Raw genomic sequence first — 22,703 nt, forward strand, 5'->3', positions numbered from 1 at the left:
CAGCATCGACCTGCGTTCGACAGCATGGAGATTTCACCCTACAACATCCTCTCCAACCCCACCGCCTTGCTCACCCACGCATTGAACCGTCGCCACAGCCCACCTGGCTCTGTCGTCAACGTGTGCAACTGCCCATTGTCCTCGGTCACCCACACCAGCTTGCCGTCGACCAGCCGCGGCTCGTAGCTCAGCGCCGGCGCCATGCCCTGCAGCGCCAGGTCGCGGGTGTATTCGGCCAGTTGCGGGCTGTCCACCAGCACGCCGACCTCGGTGTTCCACAGCACCGAGCGCGGGTCGAAGTTGAACGAGCCGATGAAGGTCTTCTGCCGATCGAACACGATCGCCTTGCTGTGCAGGCTCGAGTCCGATGCACTGCCGAAGTGATGGATACGCCCGCTGCTGGGGTCGCCGGGCTGGCGGCGCAGTTCGTACAGTTTTACCCCGTGTTCCAGCAGCGCCTTGCGGTACGGCGCATAGCCGCCGTGTACCGCCGGCACGTCGGTGGCCTCCAGCGAGTTGGTCAGCAGGCTCACCGACACCCCGGCGTCGGCATGGCTGGTCAGGTACAGCAGGCCGGTCTCGCCAGGTACGAAGTAGGCCGATACCAGGATCAGCTCATGGTGCACGTCGTTCAGGTCGGGCGCCAACTGCTGGGTCAGCAGCAACCGCGGGTCTGGCTCGGCCTGGGCCAGCACCTTGCTTGGCGCATCCCACAGCGCCTGGTTGTGTGCCCAGATCAACTCGTTGCGCCACGAATCCAGGCGCGGGTGGGTCTTGTAGGCCATCAGGCGGTCGTACAGTGCCTTGCGCTTGACCCTGGCCTCGCTGAGCGAAGCCTCCAGGCGCTCGCGGCTCACACGCAGGTCGTCGGCGTTCGGGGTGCTGAACATGAAGTCGCCAATGGGTCGGCTCAGGGCACTGTTCCAGTACTGGTCGAAGCTGTGCCCCAGCTGTTCGGCCACCGGCCCCACGCCCAGCATGTCGATGTCGGTGAAGTTCAGGTTGGGCTCGGCGTCGAAGTATTCGTCACCCAGGTTGCGCCCGCCGACGATGGCCATGCTGTTGTCCACCAGCCACAGCTTGTTGTGCATGCGCCGGTGCTGCAGCGACAGGTTGAACAGCCTGCCCAGGGCACGGGTCACGCCGGTGCTGCGCCCCAGGTGCAGCGGGTTGAACACGCGAATCTGTACCTTCGGGTGCGCCGCCAGGGTGGCGATGACCTCGTCCAGGCCGTCGCTGGTGGTGTCGTCGAGCAGGATGCGCACGCGCACGCCACGGTCGGCAGCCTGCAGCAGTTCGTGCACCAGCGCGCGGGTGCTGAGCCCGTCATGCACGATGTAGTACTGCAGGTCGATGCTGCTCTGGGCGTTACGGATCAGCTCGGCGCGGGCGTGGAACGCCTCGGTGCTGTTGGGCAGCAGGCGAAAGCCGGACCGCCCCTCATGGGCGCTGGCCTGGCGCTGCACCGAACGGCCAAAGGCCGAGTCGCTGGCGGGCAGGGCCTGGGTCACGGTACGGGGCGTGCTGGAGGTGGCGCACCCGGCAAGGGTGAGCGCCAGCATCAGTAACAGCGCGAAGGCCCTGGGTTTGGTCAAAGGGGCATGTCCTTGAGCAGGAAGGCAGTTGGGGGTTGGACCACGCGGGGCGGCGCAACGTTACCCGCCGCGCTCATCCTCGGCCAGTAGACGAATGGCGGTTTCGCCGACCTTGCGCACGGCCGCTTCGATTTCGGCAGTGGCGCGGGCGGCAAAGTTCATGCGCAGGCAGTTGCGGAACTTGCCCGACGCCGAAAAGATGCTGCCCACCGCAATCTGCACACCTTGCTCTAGTAAAGCCCGGTTCAGGCGCAAGGTGTCGAAACTTTCCGGCAGTTCCACCCACAGCACGAAGCCGCCCTGGGGCCGGCTGGCGCGGGTGCCGGCGGGGAAGTAGCGGCTCACCCAGTCGATCATCTGATCGCGGGCGCGCTGGTATTGGCCGCGCACACGGCGCAGGTGCGGCTGGTAGTGGCCGCCCTCGATGAAGTCGGCAATCGCCAACTGCGGCTGGGTGGCGGTGTAGCCGGTGCTGATGTACTTCATGTGCATCACCCGCTCCAAGTAGCGCCCCGGCGCCACCCAGCCCACCCGCAGGCCGGGCGCAAGGGTCTTGGAGAACGAGCTGCACAGCAGCACGCGGCCATCGTCGTCGAACGACTTGATGGTGCGTGGGCGCGGGTAGGTGTAGGCCAGGTCGCCATACACGTCGTCCTCCAGGATCGCCACGTCGAAGCGCTGGGCCAGGGTCAGCAGGGCGCGTTTGCGCGCCTCGGGCATGATGTAGCCCAATGGATTGTTGCAGCTGGGGGTCAGCTGGATCAGCTTGATCGGCCACTGTTCCAGGGCCAGCTCCAGGGCTTCGAGGCTGATGCCGGTGAGCGGATCGGTGGGGATCTCCAACGCTTTCATGCCCAGGCCCTTGAGGGTCTGCATGGCGCCGTGAAAGCTCGGTGATTCGACCGCGACGATGTCGCCCGGCTGGCACACCGCGCGCACGCTGATCGACAGGGCTTCCTGGCAGCCGGTGGTGATCACCAGGTCTGCCGTGCTCAGGCTGCAGCCCGAATCGAGCATCAGCCGCGCCACCTGCTCGCGCAGGGCTTCGGTGCCGGCGACGGTGTCGTAGTACAGGCCGGGCATGTCCTGGCGCCGGCTCAGCTGCGCCAGGCTGCGCAGCAACGGCTTGAGGGTGGGGCTGCCGACATCGGGCATGCCGCGGCCCAGTTGCACCACGTCCTTGCGCGGCACGCTGCGCACCAGCTCGAACACCTGGTCCCATTGCGAGATATCCACAGGGCGCTGGGCCGGGCGGCTGACGTCGGGCAGGGCGGGTAGTGGGCGATGGTCAGGCACGAAATAGCCGGACTTGGGCCTGGGCGCCGCCAGCCCGTGGTCTTCCAGCACCCGATACGCCTGCTGCACGGTACTCAGGCTCACGCCATGCTCGACGCTCAGGGCCCGCACCGACGGCAGGCGGTCGCCGGGGCGGTAGAGGCCCTGCTCGATGCGTGCGCCAATCAGTTCGGCGAGGTTGACGTAGAGGGTCAAGGCGTACTCCTGGGCGGGAAAGCGGCTGGAAACCGGTACAGATTGGGCAAAAATACAGCATTCAGCGCCATTATCGACACATCTGTATGGAAATAATACCTGGCGGTTGAATCTGTAATGCCTTGCAGCACCCGCGCATCATGGCTGCACGGTTACCCACCCTGGAGGAATGAAACGATGAACGGCGCGAGCGATGCAGGCCTGCCACTGTGCACCAAAGGCGAGGTGGCACGACATGAGGCGCCCGCCAGCCCGAGTCGCTGGGCTGTGATGATGCGGCGGTGGCGTTCACGCCATGCGCTGCTGCAGCTCGATGCCGAGCAGCTGCGCGATATCGGCCTGACCCGCGAACAGGCCGTGAAGGAAGGTCTCAGGCCATTCTGGAGACCCTAGGCCAGTGCCTTGAGGCGGTGCCACAGCATGCCCAGCGCCAACAGCGGCGAGCGCAGGTGCTTGCCGCCAGGGAAGGTGATGTGCGGCACCTGGGCGAACAGGTCGAAGCGCCCGCTCTGCTGGCCGCTGATCGCCTCGCCCAGCAGCCGCCCGGCCAGGTGCGTGGCGTTGAGCCCGTGGCCGGCATAGGCCTGGGCGTAGTAAACGTTGGGCCGGTCGCGCAGGCGGCCGATCTGCGGCAGGCGGTTGGCGCCGATGCCGATCATGCCGCCCCACTGGTATTCGATGCGGGTGTCGGCCAGTTGCGGGAACACCTTGAGCATCTTGGGCCGCATGTAGGCGCCGATGTCCTGCGGATCGCGCCCCGAGTAGTGGCAGGCGCCACCGAACAGCAGGCGCCGGTCGGCCGAGAGGCGATAGTAGTCCACGGTCACCTGCTGGTCGCACACCGCCATGTTCTGCGGCAGCAACTCGTTGGCCAGGGCTTCGCTCAGCGGTTCGGTGGCGATGATGTAGCTGCCGGCTGGCAGCACCTTGCCACTGAGCTCGCGGTCCAGGTCGTTGATGTAGGCATTGCAGCACAGCACCAGCGTGTTCGCCCGCACCGAGCCCTTGGCGGTGTGCACATGCACCTGCGGGCCGTGCTCGATGCGGGTGACACGGGAATGCTCGAACACCTGCACGCCCAGCTGGCGCGCGGCCTCGGCCTCGCCCAGCGCCAGGTTCAGCGGGTGCAGGTGCCCCGAGCCCATGTCCACCAGGCCGCCGGCGTAGCGACGCGAGCCGACCACCGTGTGCATCTGGTCGGGCTGCACCAGGCGCAGCTCATGGGTGTAGCCCAGTCCGCGCAGCTCGTCGATCTCTTCGCTGAAGCCCTCGAATTCCCGTGGCTTGTTGGCCAGGTCGCAATAGCCCCAGGTCAGGTCGCAGTCGATGGCATGGCGTTCGATGCGCTGGCGCACGATGTCCACTGCCTCCAGGCCCATCAGTTTGAGGCTGCGCACTCCCTCGCTGCCGATCACCGGGGTGAACTGGTCCAGGCCGTGTCCGACCCCGCGAATCAGCTGCCCGCCATTGCGTCCACTGGCGCCCCAACCGATCTTGTGCGCTTCGAGCAGCACCACGCTCAGGCCGCGTTCGGCCAGTTCGATGGCGGTATTGAGGCCCGAAAAGCCGCCGCCCACCACGCACACATCACAGTTCAGCTCGCCTTGCAGGGGCGGGTACGCCGGTTGCCCGGCGCTGTGGGCAGCGTAGTAGGAAGTGGTATGCACGTTTGAAGGATCCTGGTAGGGCTGTGTGGAAAATTTGACACAGCATAGGCGGTGCTTTGATCGGCAGGCAACCGTGGGGCAAAATGGCGCTTCAGCCTTTCCCGCCACGAGTCTGCCATGAGTTGCAACAGTCACAAGATCCGCTTCCTGCGTGAGCAGATCCCGTCGTTCGCCTGCGTGCCGGGCTGCCACGATTGCTGCGGCCCGGTGACCACCTCCAGCGAGGAAATGGCGCGCCTGCCACGCAAGAGCGCGGCCGAGCAACAGGCCGCGCTGGATGAGCTCAACTGTGTGCACCTGGGCCCCGAGGGCTGCACCGTGTACGAGGAGCGGCCGCTGATCTGCCGCCTGTTCGGCACCACCCCGCGCCTGCCGTGCCCCAATGGTCGCGGCCCTGCCGAGATGATCGACCCGCAGGCCGAGCGCCTGGTGCACCAGTACATCGCCAGCACCCGCCAGGTGCTGGTGTAAGGCTCAGTCCGGGATCGGCAGGTTGAGGCTTTCCTTCACCTCTTCCATCACGATGTAGCTCTTGGATTCGCGCACGTGTGGCAGCTTGAGCAGGATGTCGCCCAGCAGCTTGCGGTACGAGGCCATCTCCGAGATGCGCGCCTTCACCAGGTAGTCGAAATCGCCCGATACCAGGTGGCATTCCAATACGTGGGGCAGCTTGAGCACCGCGCGGCGAAACTCTTCGAAAGTGTCCCCCGACTTGTAGTCCAGGCTGATCTCGACGAACACCAGCAGGCTGCCCTTGAGGTGCTGCGGGTTGAGCCGGGCGTTGTAGCCCATGATGATGCCTTCGCGCTCCAGACGCCGGACCCGCTCGGTGCACGGGGTGGTCGACAGGCCGACCTTCTCGCCCAGTTCGGTGAACGAGATGCGCCCGTCGGTCTGCAGGATGCGCAGGATGTTGCGGTCGATCTTGTCCAGTTCACGTTTGCTTTGATGCTGGGTTCTCATAGTGGATGCCCCTCCGTAAAAGCCGACCCTGCCGAGAATTCTCGCCAAATATAGGCTTTTATATAGTGAAAAGCACTGCCTCTACCTTCCTATACTGCGCCCATCCATGCCTTAAACAACAAATGTGTGCGGTACGCCGCCTCGAGGGATAACAACATGCGCGTTCTGGTACTTGGTAGCGGCGTCATCGGGACCGCCAGTGCCTACTATCTGGCTCGTCAGGGGTTTGAAGTGGTGGTGGTCGATCGCCAGCCGGCGGTGGCCATGGAAACCAGCTTCGCCAACGCTGGCCAGGTATCGCCGGGTTATGCCTCGCCCTGGGCTGCACCCGGTGTGCCGCTCAAGGCCATCAAGTGGCTGCTCGAGCGCCACGCCCCGCTGGCCATCAAGGCCACCGCCGACATCGACCAGTACCTGTGGATGGCGCAGATGCTGCGCAACTGCACGGCCAACCGCTATGCGGTGAACAAGGAGCGCATGGTGCGCCTGTCCGAGTACAGCCGCGACTGCCTCGACGAGCTGCGTGCCGAAACCGGCATTGCCTACGAAGGCCGCACCCTGGGCACCACCCAGCTGTTCCGCACCCAGGCGCAACTGGACAACGCGGCCAAGGATATCGCCGTGCTGGAACAGTCCGGTGTGCCCTACGAGCTGCTCGACCGCGACGGCATTGCCCGCGTGGAGCCTGCCCTGGCCAATGTCACCGACATCCTCGCCGGTGCCCTGCGCCTGCCCAACGACCAGACCGGCGACTGCCAGCTGTTCACCACGCGCCTGGCCGAAATGGCGCGCGACCTGGGCGTGGAATTCCGCTTCGGGCAGAACATCGAGCGCCTCGATCACGCGGGCGACCGGGTCAACGGCGTATGGATCGACGGCAAGCTGGAAACCGCCGATCGCTACGTGCTGGCCCTGGGCAGCTACTCGCCGCAACTGCTCAAGCCGCTGGGCATCAAGGCCCCGGTGTACCCGCTCAAGGGCTACTCGCTGACCGTGCCGATCACCGACCCGGCCATGGCCCCGACCTCGACCATTCTCGACGAGACCTACAAGGTCGCGATCACCCGCTTCGACAACCGCATCCGCGTCGGCGGCATGGCCGAGATCGCCGGTTTCGACCTGTCGCTCAACCCGCGTCGGCGCGAAACGCTGGAGATGATCGTCAACGACCTTTATCCTCGCGGCGGCGACCTGAGCCAGGCCAGCTTCTGGACCGGCCTGCGCCCGACCACCCCCGACGGCACGCCGATCGTGGGCGCCACGGCGTTTCGCAACCTGTTCCTGAACACCGGCCACGGCACCCTCGGCTGGACCATGGCGTGCGGTTCGGGTCGCCTGCTGGCCGACCTGATGGCGCGCAAGAAGCCGCAGATCAGCGCCGAAGGCCTCGACATTTCCCGCTACAGCAACAGTCAGGAGACTGCAAAGCATGTCAATCCAGCGCCAGCTCACCAATGAGCGCATGAGCCAGATCGTTACCCACAACGGCACCGTCTACCTGTCGGGCCAGGTGGGTAATGACCTGAACGGCGACGTCGGCCAGCAGACCCGCGAGGTGCTGGCCAACATCGAGCGGCTGCTGGACCTGGCCGGTACCGACAAGAGCCGCGTGCTGTCGGCGACCATCTACCTCAGCGACATCGACACCCAGTTCCAGGCCATGAACACGGTGTGGGACCAGTGGCTGGTCAAAGGCAATGCCCCGGCCCGCGCCACCGTTCAGGCCCGGCTGTGCAATCCGCAGATGCTGGTCGAGATCTCGATCGTCGCCGCCCTGCCGTAATCCGTTTCCCAACTCACCCGACTGCCAGAAGGCTGCCGTCATGCGTCCCGCCCGTGCCCTGATCGATCTCCAAGCGCTGCGCCACAACTATCAACTCGCCCGCGAACTGACCGGCGCCAAGGCGCTGGCCGTGATCAAGGCCGACGCCTACGGGCACGGCGCGGTGCGCTGCGCCCAGGCGCTGGAGGGCGAGGCCGACGGGTTCGCCGTGGCTTGCATCGAAGAGGCGCTGGAGCTGCGTGCTGCCGGCATCAAGGCCCCGGTGCTGCTGCTCGAGGGCATTTTCGAAGCCAGCGAGCTGCCCCTGATTGCCGAGCAGGACCTGTGGTGCGTGGTGCATTCGCTGTGGCAGCTCGAAGCCATCGAACAGGCCGGCCTGACCCGCCCGATCACCGTGTGGCTCAAGCTCGACACCGGCATGCACCGCGTCGGCCTGCACCCCAAGGACTACCACGGCGCCTACCAGCGTCTGCTGGCCAGCGGCAAGGTGGCGCGCATCGTGCTGATGAGCCACTTCGCCCGTGCCGACGAACTCGACAGCACGGCCAGCAGCGAGCAGGTGGCGGTGTTCGAAGCCGCGCGCCAGGGCCTGAGTGCCGAGGTCAGCCTGCGCAACTCGCCGGCGGTGCTGGGCTGGCCGCAGGTGCCCAGCGACTGGGTGCGTCCGGGCATCATGCTGTATGGCGCCACGCCCTTCGAGGTGCCGCAGGCCCAGGCTCAGCGCCTGCAGCCTGTGATGACCCTGGAATCCAAAGTGATCTGCGTGCGCGAACTGCCGGCCGGCGAGCCGGTGGGCTACGGCGCGAAATTCATCAGCCCGCGCCCCACCCGCGTGGGCGTGGTCGCCATGGGCTACGCCGACGGCTACCCGCGCCTGGCACCCACCGGTACCCCGGTGCTGGTGGCCGGCAAGCGCAGCCAGCTGATTGGCCGCGTGTCGATGGACATGCTGTGCATCGACCTCACCGATGTGCCCGAGGCCGGGCTGGGCAGCCCGGTGGAGTTGTGGGGCAAGCACGTGCTGGCCAGCGACGTGGCGATCCAGGCGGGCACCATCCCGTATCAGATCTTCTGCAACCTGCGTCGGGTGCCGATGGTGTACAGCGGCAATTGAGGCGCCAAAGCGGACGGGCTGCGGGTCGAAGTGTTGTAAATACTGAACGCTGTTGCGATGATACCGTTCAATTTCGACCCCACGTGTTCGTTTAGGAGGGCCCAGGCCTTGGACGTCGGTGAACGACTGCAAGCCATTCGCAAGCTCAAAGGCCTGTCTCAACGCGAGCTGGCCAAGCGGGCGGGCGTGACCAACAGCACCATCTCGATGATCGAGAAGAACAGCGTGAGCCCTTCGATCAGCTCGCTGCGCAAGGTGCTGGGCGGTATTCCGATGTCGATGGTGGAGTTCTTTTCCGAAGAGCTGCAGCCCGAGAACCCGACCCAGATCGTGTACAAGGCCAACGAACTGATCGATATATCCGACGGCGCAGTCACCATGAAGCTGGTCGGCAAGGCCCACGCCAGCCGCGCCATTGCCTTTCTAAACGAGATCTACCCGCCCGGTGCCGACACCGGCGAAGAGATGCTCACCCACGACGGCGAAGAGACCGGCATCCTGCTCGAAGGGCGCCTGGAACTGGTGGTGGGGCTTGAAACCTTCATCCTCGAGGCGGGCGACAGCTACTATTTCGAGAGCACCAAGCCGCATCGATTCCGCAATCCCTACGATGAGCCGGCCCGGCTGATCAGTGCCGCCACCCCGGCCAACTTCTGAGCCCACGCGCGTCGCCAATGCGCGGCGGATTGTCGCGGCTAAACCCCTTTGGTCTTTAGGGTTGTTTCGGTGAGGCGGGGTTCCCGCTATACTTGCGCGGCCTGCGAAACCGTGGCCGCGGGCGTGACTAGCCACCATGAGGGTGTACGCGTGAATCTAATCAAGACAATGCTGGCCGTACCAGCAGCCGTAGTAGCCCTATGGGCCGTCAACGCCCAGGCTGTGACCAATGACGACATCGCCAAGCGGCTGGAGCCGGTCGGTCAGGTGTGTGTACAAGGGCAGGAATGCAAGGGCATGGAAGTGGCCGCCACTGCCGGCGGTGGCGGTGCCAAGACCCCGGATGAAGTCATCGCCAAGCACTGCAACGCGTGCCATGGCAGCGGTCTGCTGGGCGCACCGAAGATCGGCGATACCGCCGCCTGGAAAGAGCGCGCCGACCATCAGGGCGGCCTGGACGGCATCCTGGCCAAGGCCATCACCGGCATCAACGCCATGCCGCCAAAAGGCACCTGTGCCGACTGCTCGGATGACGACCTCAAGGCCGCCATCGAGAAGATGTCCGGCCTCAAGTAAGCCCGACGCTGCAGCTACAAGGCCCGCCACGTGCGGGCTTTGTCGTTTCTGACGCTGGCCATTGCAGCAAACGCGGGGCATGCTCGGTCCAACCCTGGAATCACGGATGCCTAGGAGGCCGAGATGGCGCACCGCTGTTCGATCGAGATCGCCGTGGACGAAGTGCTGGCGCGTTTGCCGGCGCACATCCACATGGGCCTGCCACTGGGCCTGGGCAAGCCCAACCGCTTCGTCAATGCGCTGTATGCACGGGTGCGTGAGCTGCCCGAGCGGCAACTGACAATCTACACCGCACTGAGCCTGGGCCGCCCGGACCTGGGTGATGGCCTGCAGCGGCGCTTTCTCGAACCCTTCGTGGAGCGCGTGTTCGCCGACTACCCCGAACTCGACTACCTGCAGGACCTGCGCCGCGACCGGTTGCCGGCCAACATCCGCGTCGAGCAGTTCTTCATGCAGCCGGGCAGCATGCTGCACAGCCACATGGCCCAGCAGGACTACGTCAGCAGCAACTACAGTCATGCGGCCCGCGACATCAATGCCAAGGGCCTGAACCTGGTGGCGCAGATCGTTGCCGCCCACCCCGAGCGCCCCGGGCACCTGAGCCTGAGCTGCAACCCCGACATCACCCTCGACCTGCTGCCGATGATCGCGCGCCGGCGTGCAGCCGGCGAAACCATCCTGATGCTGGGGCACGTGCACGACGAGCTGCCCTACATGCCGGGCGACAGCGAACTGGCGCAGGACGATTTCGACCTGTTGATCGACGCCCCGGAAACCACTCGGCTGTTCTCCACGCCGAACATGCCCGTCACCACCCAGGACCACTTCATCGGCGTGCACGCCAGCACCCTGGTGCGCGACGGCGGCACCTTGCAGATCGGCATCGGCGCCATGGGCGATGCGCTGGCCGCCGCGTTGCTGGCGCGCCAGGGGGATGCGCCGGAGTACCAGGCGCTGCTCGCCGACCTCGACCTGGCGCCCTGGCAGGTGCTGATCGAGCGTGAAGGCGGCACTGCGCCGTTTGCCCAGGGCCTGTATGGCTGCAGCGAGATGTTCGTGAACGGATTGCTCGCGCTGGCGGAGGCGGGCGTGGTGCGCCGGCCGGTGGCCGACGGGGTGCTGGTGCATGGCGGTTTCTTCCTCGGGCCGCAGGCGTTCTACCAGCGCCTGCGCGAGATGCCGCTGGCGCAGCGCAAATCCTTTGCCATGCACGCGATCAGCTTCATCAACGAGCTGTACGGCGACGAGGCCCTCAAGCGCGAACAGCGCCGCGATGCACGCTTCATCAACACGGTGTTCACCATGACCCTGATGGGTGCGGGGGTGGCCGACCAGCTCGAGGACGGTCGCGTACTGAGCGGGGTGGGCGGGCAGTACAACTTCGTCGCCCAGGCCCATGCGCTGGAAGGCGGGCGTTCCATCCTGCTGCTGCGCAGCTGGCGCGAAGCCGGCGGGGAGGTCAGTTCCAACCTGCTGTGGACCTACGGGCACTGCACCATCCCGCGGCATCTGCGCGATATCGTGGTGACCGAGTACGGCATTGCCGACCTGCGCGGGCAGACCGACGCCGAGGTGATTGCGCGGTTGCTGGCGATCAGCGATTCGCGGTTTCAGCCCGGGCTGATGGAGCAGGCGAAAAAGGCCGGCAAGCTGGCGCAGGATTTCGAGCTGGATGCGCGCTTCACGCAGAACACGCCGCAGCGGCTTGAGGCATTGCGTGGGCGGCATGCGCGGTTGTTTGCCGAGTATCCGCTGGGCAGCGATTTCACCGCTGAAGAGAAGGACCTGCTGCGCGCGCTGAACTGGCTCAAGAGCAAGTTCAAGTTGAGCGAGGCGCTGGAGCTGGGCAAGGCGGCACTGGATGCGCCGGGGCCGGAGCGGTATCCCGAGCATCTGCGGCGCATGGGCCTGAGCGAGCCGGACGGGCTGAAGGAGGACCTGTACCAGCGGTTGCTGCTGGCGGCTTTGCAGGCTACCGCGTAGAGCGCTTTCGCCGGCAAGGCCGGCTCCTGCAGGCGGTGGAGCACCTGTAGGAGCCAGCCTTGCTGGCGAAGCGGTCGGTAAGCCTTACTCGATAAAGCTGACCACACCACCGTCCAGCGACTTCACCCGGGCCAGCGATTCGACGCGATAGCCCTGGCTGTCCAGCTCGGCACGTCCGCCCTGGAACGACTTCTCGATCACGATGCCCAGCCCGGCCACGGTTGCGCCGGCCTGCTTGATGATCGAGATCAGCGCCTGCGACGCCTTGCCGTTGGCCAGGAAGTCGTCGATCACCAGCACGCGGTCGCTGCTGTTGAGGTGACGCGGCGAAATCGCCACGGTGTTCTCGGTCTGCTTGGTGAACGAGTACACCGAAGCCACCAGCAGGTTCTCGGTCAGGGTCAGCGACTGGTGCTTGCGGGCGAAGATCACCGGCACGCCCAGCTTCAAACCGGTCATCACCGCCGGGGCAATCCCCGAGGCCTCGATGGTGACGATCTTGGTCACGCCCGCATCGGCGAACAGACGGGCGAACTCGTCGCCAATCAGTTGCATCAGCGCAGGGTCGATCTGATGGTTGAGAAACGCATCGACTTTGAGAACCTGATCGGAAAGCACGATGCCTTCTTCGCGAATCTTCTGGTGCAGTGCTTCCACTGGTGTAATTCCTCGATGTAGCCAAAAGGCCCCGGCAACAAGCCAGGGCAAAGGTGGATTATCTATCGTTTGAGCATGGCGCGGATATCGGCCAGGGCCGTATTGCCACGCACGGCTTTGACTTCCGTGGGTGTATCGTCCAGGCCTTCCCAGGCCAGGTCGTCATCGGGCAATTCATCGAGGAAGCGGCTTGGCGCGCAATCGATGATCTCGCCGTACTGCTTGCGCTTGGCGGCAAAGGTGAAGGCCAGGGTCTGGCGTGCGCGGGTGATGCCCACGTAGGCCAGGCGCCGCTCCTCCTCGATGGTGTCGGCCTCGATGCTGGAGCGGTGCGGGAGGATTTCCTCTTCCATGCCCATGATGAACACGTAGGGAAACTCCAGGCCCTTGGAGGCATGCAGCGTCATCATCTGCACGCCCTCGGCGCCTTCTTCCTCTTCCTGCTGGCGTTCGAGCATGTCGCGCAACACCAGCTTGCCGATGGCTTCCTCGATGGTCATGCCGCCTTCCTCGTCCTTCTCGAGGGTGTTTTTCAACGCCTCGATCAGGAACCAGACGTTGCCCATGCGAAAGTCCGCGGCCTTGTCACTGGAACTGTTGGTACGGATCCAGTTCTCGTAGTCGATGTCGGTCACCATGCTGCGCAGCGCGGCGATCGGGTCTTCCAGCGCGACCTGCTCGCGCACCTTGTCCATCCAGCGCTTGAAGCGCTGCAGGCGATCGGTGAAGCGGCTGTCCAGGTGCTCGCCCAGGCCCAGCTCCTCGCTGGCGGCATACATCGACACCTTGCGTTCGGTGGCGTAGTTGCCGAGTTTTTCCAGGGTGGTGGAGCCGATTTCGCGGCGCGGCACGTTGATCACGCGCAGGTAGGCGTTGTCGTCGTCCGGGTTCACCAGCAGGCGGAAGTAGGCCATCAGGTCTTTTACTTCCTGGCGCCCGAAGAAACTGTTGCCGCCCGACAGGCGGTAGGGGATCTGGTGGTGCTGCAACTTCAGCTCGATCAGCTTGGCCTGGTAGTTGCCGCGGTAGAGGATGGCGAAGTCGCTGTACGGGCGGTCGGTACGCAGGTGCAGGCTGAGGATCTCCATGGCCACGCGCTCGGCCTCGGCTTCCTCGTTCTTGCAGCGGATCACGCGGATCTCGTCGCCGTGGCCCATCTCGCTCCACAGCTGCTTCTCGAAGGCGTGGGGGTTGTTGGAGATCAGCACGTTGGCGCAGCGCAGGATGCGGCTGGTGGAGCGGTAGTTCTGCTCCAGCATCACCACCTTCAGGGACGGGTAGTCGTCCTTGAGCAGCATCAGGTTTTCAGGGCGCGCGCCGCGCCAGGCATAGATCGACTGGTCGTCGTCGCCCACCACGGTGAACTGGTTGCGCGTACCGATCAGCATCTTCACCAGCAGGTACTGGCTGGCGTTGGTGTCCTGGTATTCGTCTACCAACAGGTAGCGCACCTTGTTCTGCCACTTCTGCAGAATGTCGGGGTGGTCCTGGAACAGCTTGACCGGCAGCAGGATCAAGTCGTCGAAGTCCACCGCGTTGAACGCCTTGAGCGTGCGCTGATAGTGCGCATACACGATGGCGGTGGTCTGCTCCTTGGGGTTGCGCGCGTTCTCCAGGGCCTCGGGCGGCAGGATCAGGTCGTTCTTCCAGGCGCCGATCATGTTCTTGATCTCGTCGACGCCATCGTCCCCGGAGTATTCCTTCTGCATGATGTCGGTCATCAGGGCCTTGACGTCGGTTTCGTCGAAAATCGAGAAACCCGGCTTGAAGCCCAGCCGTTCATGCTCCTTGCGAATGATGTTCAGGCCAAGGTTGTGGAAGGTCGATACCGTTAGGCCGCGCCCCTCGCCGCCGCGCAGCAGGGTGCCCACGCGCTCCTTCATCTCGCGCGCCGCCTTGTTGGTGAAGGTCATGGCCACGATGTACTGGGCACGGATGCCGCAGTTCTGGATCAGGTGGGCGATCTTGCGCGTGATCACGCTGGTCTTGCCGGAGCCAGCACCGGCGAGCACCAAAAGAGGGCCGCCGACGTAGCTCACGGCTTCCTGTTGCCGGGGGTTGAGTCGGGACATGACGTTAACCGGGGGTCGCTGAAAAATAGCCGGGCATTTTAGCAGGCGCAGAGCAATTGTGCCGCGACCGTCTGACAGTGTGACGTACCACGCGATCTTAATTTGCCGCTTTTGATACTTTCCCGCAGGATGCGTGGCGAAATACCGCGGGATCAGGACGAAGGAATGTCGTGAGTTAAAGTGAAAACCATTTACATTTGATGGTTCAGGATCGAGCATCCCGCCCACATCGTCATTGACCGCGTTCTCGTGCTAAGGAGCCAGCTTGTCTACGCTTGTCGAACCGTTGCGTCTGCTTCTGCTGGCGGACGGGCCGCACTGGGCCGTTGCCCTTGGTGAATGCCTGCTGCCGCTGGGCGGTGGCGCGGTGCTGGTGACCGCACCCGGCTGGGACGCGGTCGACAGCCTGTTCGCCCGCGACCGCAACGCGCTGGTGCTGGCCACCCCGGGCTTGCAGCCGGCGCCCGGGCGTTGCGACCTGCCCATGGTGCTGCTGCTGGAGCAGGAGCCGAGCGAGGCGCCGCCGGGTGTGAGCGACTGGCTGGTGTTCGAGCAGTTGAGCGGCGACATGCTGCGCCGCTGCCTGCGCCATGTGCGCGAGCGAGGTGTGCTCGAAGCCACCCTGCAGCGCCTGGCCGAGCAGGACCCGCTGACCGGCATTGCCAACCGCCAGGGCTTCCAGACCCTGCTGGCCGCGCGCCTGGCCGAAAACGACGGACGCGGTGTGGCCCTCGGGCACCTGGACCTGGACAACTTCCGCCACGCCAACGATGCCCTCGGCCACCAGGCCGGTGACCGCCTGATCCTGCAGGTGGTCAGCCGGCTCAAGCGCCAGCTCGAGGCAGGCGATCAGGTGGCGCGCCTGGGCAGCGACGAGTTCGCCCTGCTGATCGACACCCGGCGCGAGCCGCAGCGTGCCGAGTGGATGGCCGAGCGCATCACCGAGGCCCTGGCCGAACCCTACTGGATAGACGGCGAAAGCCTGCTGCTGGGGTGCAGCCTGGGCGTGGCGCATGCCCGTGCGCAGGCTGGTGCCGACCCGCTGATGTGGCACGCGCACATCGCCATGCAGCAGGCCAAGAGCACCCAGGGCTGCACCTTTCACATCTTCAACGAGCGCATCAACCGCAACGCACGCAGCCTGGCCGACCTGGAAAGCGAGCTGCGCCGAGGCCTGCGCCGCGACGAACTGGAACTGCACTACCAGCCACGCCTGGACCTGAGCGACGGGCGCATCGTCGGCCTGGAGGCACTGGTGCGCTGGCGCCACAGCGAGCGTGGCCTGCTGCCACCGAGCGAATTCGTGCCGCTGGCCGAGCAGAGCGGGCTGATCGTGCCGCTGGGGTACTGGGTGATCTCGCGTGCCCTGCGCGACATGCAGGCACTGCGCGAGCAGGGGCTGGCGCCATTGCACATGGCGGTCAACCTGTCATTTCGCCAGTTTCAGGACAGCCAGCTGCTGGCCACGCTGGGGCGGCTGATCGTCGAGCACGGGGTGGATGCGGGCTGGCTGGAGTTCGAGCTGACCGAGACCGCAGTGATGCGGCGCAACGACCTGGTCAAGCAGACGATGGACGCGCTGGGACGCTTGGGGGTGCGGTTTTCGCTGGATGACTTCGGCACCGGCTTTTCGTCGTTCGTGCACCTGAACAGCCTGCCGATCGCCCTGCTCAAGGTCGACCGCAGCTTTGTCGGTGGCATGGAGCAGCGCGAAGAGAACCGCAAGCTGGTGCACGCCATGATCAACCTGGCGCACAACCTGAACCTGGAGGTGGTGGCCGAGGGCGTGGAGACCGAGGAACAGCTGGCGTTGCTGCGCAGCTTTGGCTGCGACCAGGTGCAGGGCTTTCTGATCAGCCGGCCGTTGCCGATCGAGCAACTGGTCGAGTATCTGGTGCAGGGGGCGGGGCAGGGCGCAGTGGCGCTGTAGCCCCCGTCGCCGGCATGCGCGAAACAGGGTAGGAGCCGGCCTTGACGGCGAACAGGCCCTCAAGGTTGTACAGAAATCTGTGCCATCTGCGAACTGCCCAGCAACCGCCGCATCCGCCACTCGAACGCCACCGTCAGCCCGATTGCCGCACACGCCAACCCCAGCGCCAGCCCCCACCACACGCCTACCGCGCCGCCGCCCATGGGAAACGCGAACACCCACGCCGCCGGTGCGCCGATCAGCCAGTACCCGGCCAACCCCACCAGGAACGTGGTCTTGGCGTCCTTGAGCCCGCGAATAGAGCCCATCGCGATGGTCTGAATACCGTCGAACAGCTCGAACCACGCCGCCACCATCAACAGGCTCACCGCCACCCGGATCACATCGGCGAAGGCCGGGTTCTGGCGGTCCAGAAACAGCCCCACCAGCGCCTCGGGCATCAGCCAGAACAGCAGCGAGAAACCGAGCATCATCGCCGCGCCAAAACCGATGCCCACGCGCCCGGCCTGACGCGCCGCCAGCAGGCGGTCGGCGCCGTAATGCAGGCCCACACGCATGGTCACCGCGTATGACAGGCCCGCCGGGATCATGAACGCGGTCGAGACGATCTGCAGGGCGATCTGGTGCGCGCCCAGGTCGGTGGTGCCCATGGTGCCGATGCACAGCGCTGCGAAGGCAAACAGCCCGACCTCCACGGTGTAGGTGCCACCAATCGGCAGGCCCAGGCGCCACAGCTCGCGCAACGCCGGCAGGTGCGGGCGGCTCAGGCCCTGGCGTATCGGGAAGTCCGCGTAGGCCGGGTGGCGGCGGATGTACAGCGCCAGTGCGATGGCCATGGCATTGGCCACCAACGCGGTCACCAGGCCGATGCCCATCAGGCCCAGCTTCGGCAGGCCGAACATGCCTTCGATCAAGGCGTAGTTGAGCAGGAAATTGACCACGGTGCCGACCAGGCTGATCACCATCACCGGCGTCGAACGCCCCAGTGCACTGGTGAACCCGCGCAACGCCATGAAGCTCAGGTAGCCGGGCAGGGCCAGCGGCAGCACCAGCAGGAACTGGCTGGCAAAGGCCACGTTGCCCGGTGTCTGGCCCAGCATCAGCAGCACCGGCGACAGGTTCCACAGTACCAGCGCGGCGACGATGGCCATGCCCCAGGCCAGCCATAGCCCGGCCTGGGTCAGGCGCGTGGCACCGGGGTTGTCGCCCGCGCCCTGGCGAATCGCGACCAGGGTACCGACGGCGGCAATCACTCCCAGGCAGAAGATCGACACGAAGGAATAGCTGGCCGCGCCCAGCCCGCCACCAGCCAGGGCCTCGGGGCTGATTTTGGCCATCATCAGGGTGTCGGTGAGCAGCATCAGCATGTGCGCCAACTGCGAGGCGATCAGCGGCCCGGCCAGCCGTAGCAATGCCTTGAGTTCGGTAACGGGCGCAGCCTGCATGATGCAGCTCCTGAAAAGGGAAGGGTGAGCCGTGGATTCTCGGCCTTTGCGGGCCATTGCACAAAAGGATAAAAACGATCATTGGCATGATTAAAACTCATGTGAGTATGATCCGTGCCAACCCGTATTTCCTTGCTGGAGCACGCCCGCATGTCACGCCGTTTACCGCCTCTCTACGCCTTGCGGGCGTTTGAGGCCGCTGCCAGGCACAGTTCTTTCACCCGTGCCGCCGATGAGTTATCGATAACCCAGAGTGCGGTCAGCCGGCACATCCGCACGCTGGAGGAGCACTTCGCCTGCCGGCTGTTTCTGCGCAATGGCCGCACCCTGCAGTTGAGCGAGGCGGCGCGCCTGCTGTTGCCCGGTGTGCGCGAGGGTTTCGCCGCACTTGAGCGTGCCTGCAACACCCTGCACAGCGAAGATGGGGTGATCCGCATGAAGGCCCCTTCGACCCTGACCATGCGCTGGCTGCTGGCGCGCCTGAGCCGTTTTCGCCACTTGCAGCCGGGCAACGAGGTGCAGCTCACCAGTGCCTGGATGGACGTCGACCATGTGGATTTCAACCATGAGCCCTTCGATTGCGCAGTGCTGTTGGGCGACGGGCATTTTCCGCCGGACTGGGAGGTCAGCCCGCTGTTCCCCGAACTGCTGATACCGGTGGGTGCGCCCGCGCTGCTTGATCAGACGCCCTGGGACGTGGAGCAGTTGAAGGCCTGCGAACTGCTGCATCCCACGCCCGACAAGCGCGACTGGCGCAGCTGGCTGGCGCAGATGGGGCTGACCGAACAGGTCTCGCTCAAGGGCGGCCAGGTGTTCGATACCCTCGAGCTGGGCATGATCGCTGCCGCGCGAGGGTATGGTGTGTCGATGGGGGACTTGCTGATGGTGGCCGAGGATGTCGCCCAGCGGCGCCTGAGCCTGCCCTGGCCGACGGCGGTGGCCAGCGGCCTGAATTACTACCTGGTGTGGCCACGCACGCGTCCCGGTGGCGAGCGTCTGCGCCGGCTCAGCGACTTCCTGCAGGGCGAGGCCCGTGCGATGGACCTGCCCAAGGTGCAGATACTGGGGGCAAATGAGCCAAACATCGGCGATTGAACGTTTGCGCAGAATATCCCTGTGATGCACTCAAGTAATCGATGACGCCGCCGAATCAGTGGGGTCGAGAGCCACAACCAGAATGGCTCCACTTCCCCATGCCGACGGTGCAGCGTGATCAGGATGATCCGGCCCCCATTGCCAGGAGCTTCCATGTCCCAACCCCGTGCCCGAATTGCCTCGCAACTCGGTATTGCCCTGGCCGCCGTGCTGGCGGTCGTCATTACCGGCAGTACGCTGTTTGCCCTGCGCTCGCTCGACAGCGCCAACCTGATCACCCGCCAGGAACACCTGGCCAGCGAGGCACGGCTGCTCGCCGACCAGCTCGACACGTTCCACAGCACCTTGCGCGAGAGTACCCAGCGCCTCAGTGGCCTGTTCGAAAAACGCTTTGCCGGCGGGCTGCGGCTTGCCTCCGACCAGTCACTCAGCGTGGCCGGAGTGGCCACGCCGGCGCTGTACCTGGCGGACCATGCGCTGAACAACGATTTTCGCGAGGTTGACGACTTTCGCCAGATGACGGCGGGTGTTGCCACCGTGTTCGTGCGCAGCGGTGAGGACTTCATTCGTATCAGCACATCGCTGACCAAGCAGGACGGCAGCCGCGCCATCGGCACTCAGCTCGATCACCAGCACCCGGCCTACGCGCGGCTGATGGCTGGGCAGCCCTACGTGGGGCGTGCCGTGCTGTTCGAGCGCTCGTATATGACCCAGTACACACCGGTGCGTGACGTGTCGGGTCGGGTCATCGCGGTCCTGTTCGTCGGCTTCGACTATACGGACGCGCAGAACGCCCAGTTCGACAACCTCCGGCGCTTCCGTATCGGCCAGACGGGGTCGCTGGCGCTGCTGGACGAACAGCAACACTGGTTGGTGGCGCCGGCAGGTGTCAGCGACACGGCACTGGCTGCCCACCAACTGGGCGGGTTTGCTGCGCATGCAGGGGAAGGGCGCTTCTGGAACGATGGGGTCGAAACCCTCTATAGCGTGGCCATGCCCTTTGCCGACGGCCCGTGGACAGTACTGGCAAGCATGCCCAAGGCCGAGATTCGTGCCGTGACCTGGAGCGTGGGCGCAAGGTTGGCCATTGGCAGCCTGCTGGCCATGATGCTGGCGGTGGGCGCCACCCTGTGGCTGCTGCGCCGCAAGCTGCGGCCGCTGGCCGACCTGGTGCGTCAGGCCCAGGCCCTGGGCGCGGGCGACCTGAGTGCCCGCCTGGCGGTGGCCAGCCACGACGAAATCGGCCAACTGGCGCGCAGTTTCAATCAGATGAGCGAAGCGCTGGCGAGCACTGTGCTGCACATTCGTGATGCCTCGCAGCAGGTCAGCCAGCGTGCTCAGGCGCTGGCGGGGCTGTCGTCGGGTGCTTGCGAGGGCATGGAGCAGCAGTCGGGCGAAATCACCAGCATGGCCGGTGCAGTCGAGGAGTTCAGCGCCACCTCCCTGAACATCGCTGACAACATGGGCAGCACCGAACGCATGGCCCAGGACAACGCGCAGCAGACGCGCATTGGCCGTGCATCGATGGACGAAGCGTCCACCTCGTTGCAGCAGATCGCGCAGGCGCTGGGCAGCACCGCGACAGTGATCGATACCCTTGGGGTGCGCTCGAAGGAGATTGGCGGCATTGTCGGCACCATCACCTCAATTGCCGAGCGGACCAACCTGCTGGCGCTGAACGCGGCCATCGAGGCGGCACGGGCGGGCGAGCAGGGGCGCGGGTTCGCCGTGGTGGCGGACGAGGTGCGCAACCTGGCGGCGCGCACCCGCGAAGCCACCGACGAGATCTCCGGCATGATCGCCAGCATTCAGCAGGAGACCGGCAACGCCATCAGCACCATGGAGCAGGGCAACCGCTTGATGGAGGACGGCTTGCAACGCAATGCCAAGGTCGCCGAGGCCTTGGCGCGCATCGACGAGCAGAGCCGGGCGGCGGGGCAGCAGTTTGCCGCGATCACCACCGCGACTCAGGAGCAGAGCAGCACGGCGACGTTGCTGAGCAGCAACTTGCAGAGTATTGCGCTGGCCAACAGCGAGCAGCGCGAGGTGGCAGCCAACCTGGCGGCTACGGCGCGGGAGCTGGAGGGCTTGGCGGGGCAGCTGCGGGCAGAAGTGGGGCGGTTTGAGGTGGGGCATTGAGGGCCCCTTCGTCGGCAAGGCCGGCTCCTGCAGTGTAGGAGCCGACCTTGCCGGCGAAGCTGTTAAATCAGCCCAGGCAGGTTCAACGCCTGCGCACACGCTGCCAGCGAGCGCCGCTCGCTCTCGGCATACAGCGCCAGCTCATCCTGCACCGACTTGCCCAGCGCCTGCTCGAACGCGTCGCGGTTGGCATTGCTGCCGTACTCGCTCTGCGCGCCTTCGCCCAGGTTGGACTGGAAGATCCCCGCCGCACTCACCGGCAGGAAGTCCTCGTATACCAGGGCTTCGAAGTGCACATGCCCGGCTTCGATCAACGCGCTCAGCGAGGTCGGCCGCTGCGCCTGGTCGCGGGCACTCAGGCCGGCTTCGGTCGGGAAGTAGCGGAAGTACGCCAGCCCCTGCTCGCGCATCTGCGCCAGGTCGTCCGGGAAGGCTTCGAAACGCTTGCCCAGCAGGCTCATGTAGCGCTCGGCATTGGCCTCGGCCGGCACGCCGCCCAGGTCGGCCCGCGCTGCGTCCAGCAACTGGTCATACAGCACGCGACCCTTGGGGGTCAGCGCCGCGCCGCGTTGCTCGATCTCGCCGAAGCGTGCGGTATGGCTGCCCCCTTCGCTGCCCTGCTGGTCGGTGAATGCCACGCGCTCCTGCAAGGCCTTGAAGCTGGTCTGACGCAACAGGATCGGGCAACGACGCGGTGGCGGGCCCTCGATCACGGCCTTGGGCGGAATGCCCTTGGCCGGCATGCCGACCTGGATCGCATCGATGTCCAGGGTGCGCGGCGTCAGGTGGTTGATGTGCGGGCCCTTGAAGGCCACCACATCGGCGATCAGGCGGTGCTGGTCGTGCAGTTGCTGGTACTGCTCGGCCGTGACCGTCGCGTCGTGGTGCCAGCGGAAGGTGTGCAGTGCTTCATTGACGAACGCCTCGGCGTCGGCGGCATTCAGGCCTGCGTCGGCTTCGAACTGGGCAATCAGCTGCAAGGCACGCGGGGTGAAGATCTGCCGCTTGGCCAGGATCGATGCGGCCAGCTCGCGCAGGGCCGGGTTGTCGATCAGCTCCAGGCGCAGCAGCGAGGTGAACACGCGGAACGGGCTGATGTGCAGCGACTGCTCGTGCACCGCGCGAAACGCGGTGGAGTGCACCGGTACGCCGGCCGAGCTGAGGTCGTAGTAGCCCACCGGGTACATGCCCATCACCGCGAACAGGCGGCCGATGGTCGCCAGTTCCTGGGCGGTGCCGACGCGGATGGCGCCGTGGCGTTCCTGGTCCAGGCGTTCGATCTCGCCGGTCCAGCGTAGCGCCTCGGCCACCTTGGGCTGCTGGGTCATCACCTGTTGATTGATCTCGCTCACCAGTTCCAGCAGGGTGCCGTAGAGCGGCACCTCCTGCTTGTACATGAGCGACATGGCCGCGGAAAACTGCGCGCGAATGCTGTCCGGGCTGACGAAATCTTGAGCGGGCATCGAAAGCTTCCTGGTGGTAAAAGTCACCCTTACATGAAAGCGAGGAATGCAGGCCGGGCACAAGCGAAAAAAA

At 65.4% G+C, this 22,703-nt stretch carries 19 protein-coding genes; 11 read left to right on the plus strand and 8 right to left on the minus strand.

Annotated features, from left to right (window positions below):
- Positions 1-38 precede the first annotated feature (38 nt).
- Together V9K84_RS22540 and V9K84_RS22545 are read right to left on the minus strand one after the other, a co-directional pair.
- Entirely contained in the window at positions 39-1,562 is a 1,524-nt protein-coding gene (locus tag V9K84_RS22540; RefSeq protein ID WP_058541849.1) for a phospholipase D family protein, read from the minus strand.
- Positions 1,563-1,655: 93 nt separating this feature from the next.
- Positions 1,656-3,086, minus strand: a complete 1,431-nt coding sequence (locus tag V9K84_RS22545) for a PLP-dependent aminotransferase family protein (protein ID WP_043863325.1) — start codon at positions 3,084-3,086, stop codon at positions 1,656-1,658.
- 177 nt (positions 3,087-3,263) lie between these two features.
- On the opposite strand from V9K84_RS22545, the gene V9K84_RS22550 reads away from it, so the two are divergent.
- A complete protein-coding gene (locus V9K84_RS22550; protein WP_078480636.1) occupies positions 3,264-3,479 on the plus strand; it encodes a DUF1127 domain-containing protein in 216 nt (71 codons plus the stop codon).
- On the opposite strand, the gene V9K84_RS22555 is transcribed toward V9K84_RS22550, so the two are convergent.
- A complete protein-coding gene (locus tag V9K84_RS22555) occupies positions 3,476-4,753 on the minus strand; it encodes an FAD-binding oxidoreductase (RefSeq protein WP_043863327.1) in 1,278 nt (425 codons plus the stop codon). The genes V9K84_RS22550 and V9K84_RS22555 overlap by 4 nt on opposite strands.
- A gap of 117 nt (positions 4,754-4,870) precedes the next feature.
- Here V9K84_RS22555 and V9K84_RS22560 point away from each other — a divergent pair, with 117 nt between their 5' ends.
- A complete protein-coding gene (locus V9K84_RS22560; RefSeq protein ID WP_043863328.1) occupies positions 4,871-5,224 on the plus strand; it encodes a YkgJ family cysteine cluster protein in 354 nt (117 codons plus the stop codon).
- Between the two features lie 3 nt (positions 5,225-5,227).
- Here V9K84_RS22560 and dadR read toward each other — a convergent pair whose 3' ends face one another.
- The gene (gene dadR / locus V9K84_RS22565) at positions 5,228-5,716 is read right to left on the minus strand and encodes a transcriptional regulator DadR (protein ID WP_042121505.1); all 489 of its coding nucleotides are present in this window, start codon (positions 5,714-5,716) and stop codon (positions 5,228-5,230) included.
- A gap of 156 nt (positions 5,717-5,872) precedes the next feature.
- Here dadR and dadA point away from each other — a divergent pair, with 156 nt between their 5' ends.
- From dadA to V9K84_RS22595, 6 genes are all read left to right on the plus strand, one after another.
- Positions 5,873-7,174 (plus strand): D-amino acid dehydrogenase, encoded by a 1,302-nt coding sequence (gene dadA, locus V9K84_RS22570; protein ID WP_043863329.1) that lies wholly within the window; start codon positions 5,873-5,875, stop codon positions 7,172-7,174.
- Complete coding sequence (locus tag V9K84_RS22575; RefSeq protein ID WP_088514601.1) at positions 7,146-7,499, plus strand: RidA family protein; 354 nt, start codon at positions 7,146-7,148, stop codon at positions 7,497-7,499. The genes dadA and V9K84_RS22575 overlap by 29 nt, the downstream gene beginning before the upstream one ends.
- A 40-nt stretch (positions 7,500-7,539) precedes the next feature.
- Positions 7,540-8,613 carry an alanine racemase gene (gene alr / locus V9K84_RS22580; RefSeq protein WP_088514602.1) on the plus strand — a complete coding sequence of 358 codons (1,074 nt, stop codon included), beginning with the start codon at positions 7,540-7,542 and terminating at the stop codon, positions 8,611-8,613.
- A gap of 108 nt (positions 8,614-8,721) precedes the next feature.
- On the plus strand, positions 8,722-9,270 hold the full coding sequence (locus tag V9K84_RS22585) for a cupin domain-containing protein (RefSeq protein ID WP_043863332.1): 549 nt from the start codon (positions 8,722-8,724) through the stop codon (positions 9,268-9,270).
- A 168-nt stretch (positions 9,271-9,438) separates the two neighbouring features.
- Positions 9,439-9,846, plus strand: coding sequence for a c-type cytochrome (locus V9K84_RS22590; RefSeq protein WP_043863333.1), 408 nt, complete (start codon positions 9,439-9,441; stop codon positions 9,844-9,846).
- A gap of 123 nt (positions 9,847-9,969) precedes the next feature.
- Positions 9,970-11,829: an acetyl-CoA hydrolase/transferase C-terminal domain-containing protein gene (locus V9K84_RS22595; RefSeq protein ID WP_088514603.1), complete on the plus strand. Its 1,860-nt coding sequence runs from the start codon at positions 9,970-9,972 to the stop codon at positions 11,827-11,829.
- Positions 11,830-11,913: 84 nt separating this feature from the next.
- Here the strand turns inward: V9K84_RS22595 and V9K84_RS22600 are convergent, their stop codons facing one another.
- The gene (locus V9K84_RS22600; RefSeq protein ID WP_043863335.1) at positions 11,914-12,486 is read right to left on the minus strand and encodes a xanthine phosphoribosyltransferase; all 573 of its coding nucleotides are present in this window, start codon (positions 12,484-12,486) and stop codon (positions 11,914-11,916) included.
- 62 nt (positions 12,487-12,548) lie between these two features.
- The gene (rep, locus tag V9K84_RS22605; protein ID WP_088514604.1) at positions 12,549-14,558 is read right to left on the minus strand and encodes a DNA helicase Rep; all 2,010 of its coding nucleotides are present in this window, start codon (positions 14,556-14,558) and stop codon (positions 12,549-12,551) included.
- Positions 14,559-14,823: 265 nt separating this feature from the next.
- On the opposite strand from rep, the gene V9K84_RS22610 reads away from it, so the two are divergent.
- Complete coding sequence (locus tag V9K84_RS22610) at positions 14,824-16,488, plus strand: bifunctional diguanylate cyclase/phosphodiesterase (RefSeq protein WP_043863337.1); 1,665 nt, start codon at positions 14,824-14,826, stop codon at positions 16,486-16,488.
- A 59-nt stretch (positions 16,489-16,547) separates the two neighbouring features.
- Here V9K84_RS22610 and V9K84_RS22615 read toward each other — a convergent pair whose 3' ends face one another.
- Positions 16,548-17,933, minus strand: a complete 1,386-nt coding sequence (locus V9K84_RS22615) for a NorM family multidrug efflux MATE transporter (protein WP_088514605.1) — start codon at positions 17,931-17,933, stop codon at positions 16,548-16,550.
- 150 nt (positions 17,934-18,083) lie between these two features.
- Here V9K84_RS22615 and V9K84_RS22620 point away from each other — a divergent pair, with 150 nt between their 5' ends.
- Positions 18,084-19,028, plus strand: coding sequence for a LysR substrate-binding domain-containing protein (locus V9K84_RS22620; RefSeq protein WP_043863339.1), 945 nt, complete (start codon positions 18,084-18,086; stop codon positions 19,026-19,028).
- Positions 19,029-19,181: 153 nt separating this feature from the next.
- On the plus strand, positions 19,182-21,167 hold the full coding sequence (locus V9K84_RS22625) for a methyl-accepting chemotaxis protein (RefSeq protein WP_058541724.1): 1,986 nt from the start codon (positions 19,182-19,184) through the stop codon (positions 21,165-21,167).
- Between the two features lie 62 nt (positions 21,168-21,229).
- Here V9K84_RS22625 and V9K84_RS22630 read toward each other — a convergent pair whose 3' ends face one another.
- The gene (locus V9K84_RS22630; protein ID WP_088514606.1) at positions 21,230-22,630 is read right to left on the minus strand and encodes a VOC family protein; all 1,401 of its coding nucleotides are present in this window, start codon (positions 22,628-22,630) and stop codon (positions 21,230-21,232) included.
- Positions 22,631-22,703: the final 73 nt, after the last annotated feature.

The sequence above is a fragment of the Pseudomonas sp. AE27 genome (assembly GCF_037113495.1).
GTDB lineage: Bacteria > Pseudomonadota > Gammaproteobacteria > Pseudomonadales > Pseudomonadaceae > Aquipseudomonas > Aquipseudomonas palmensis.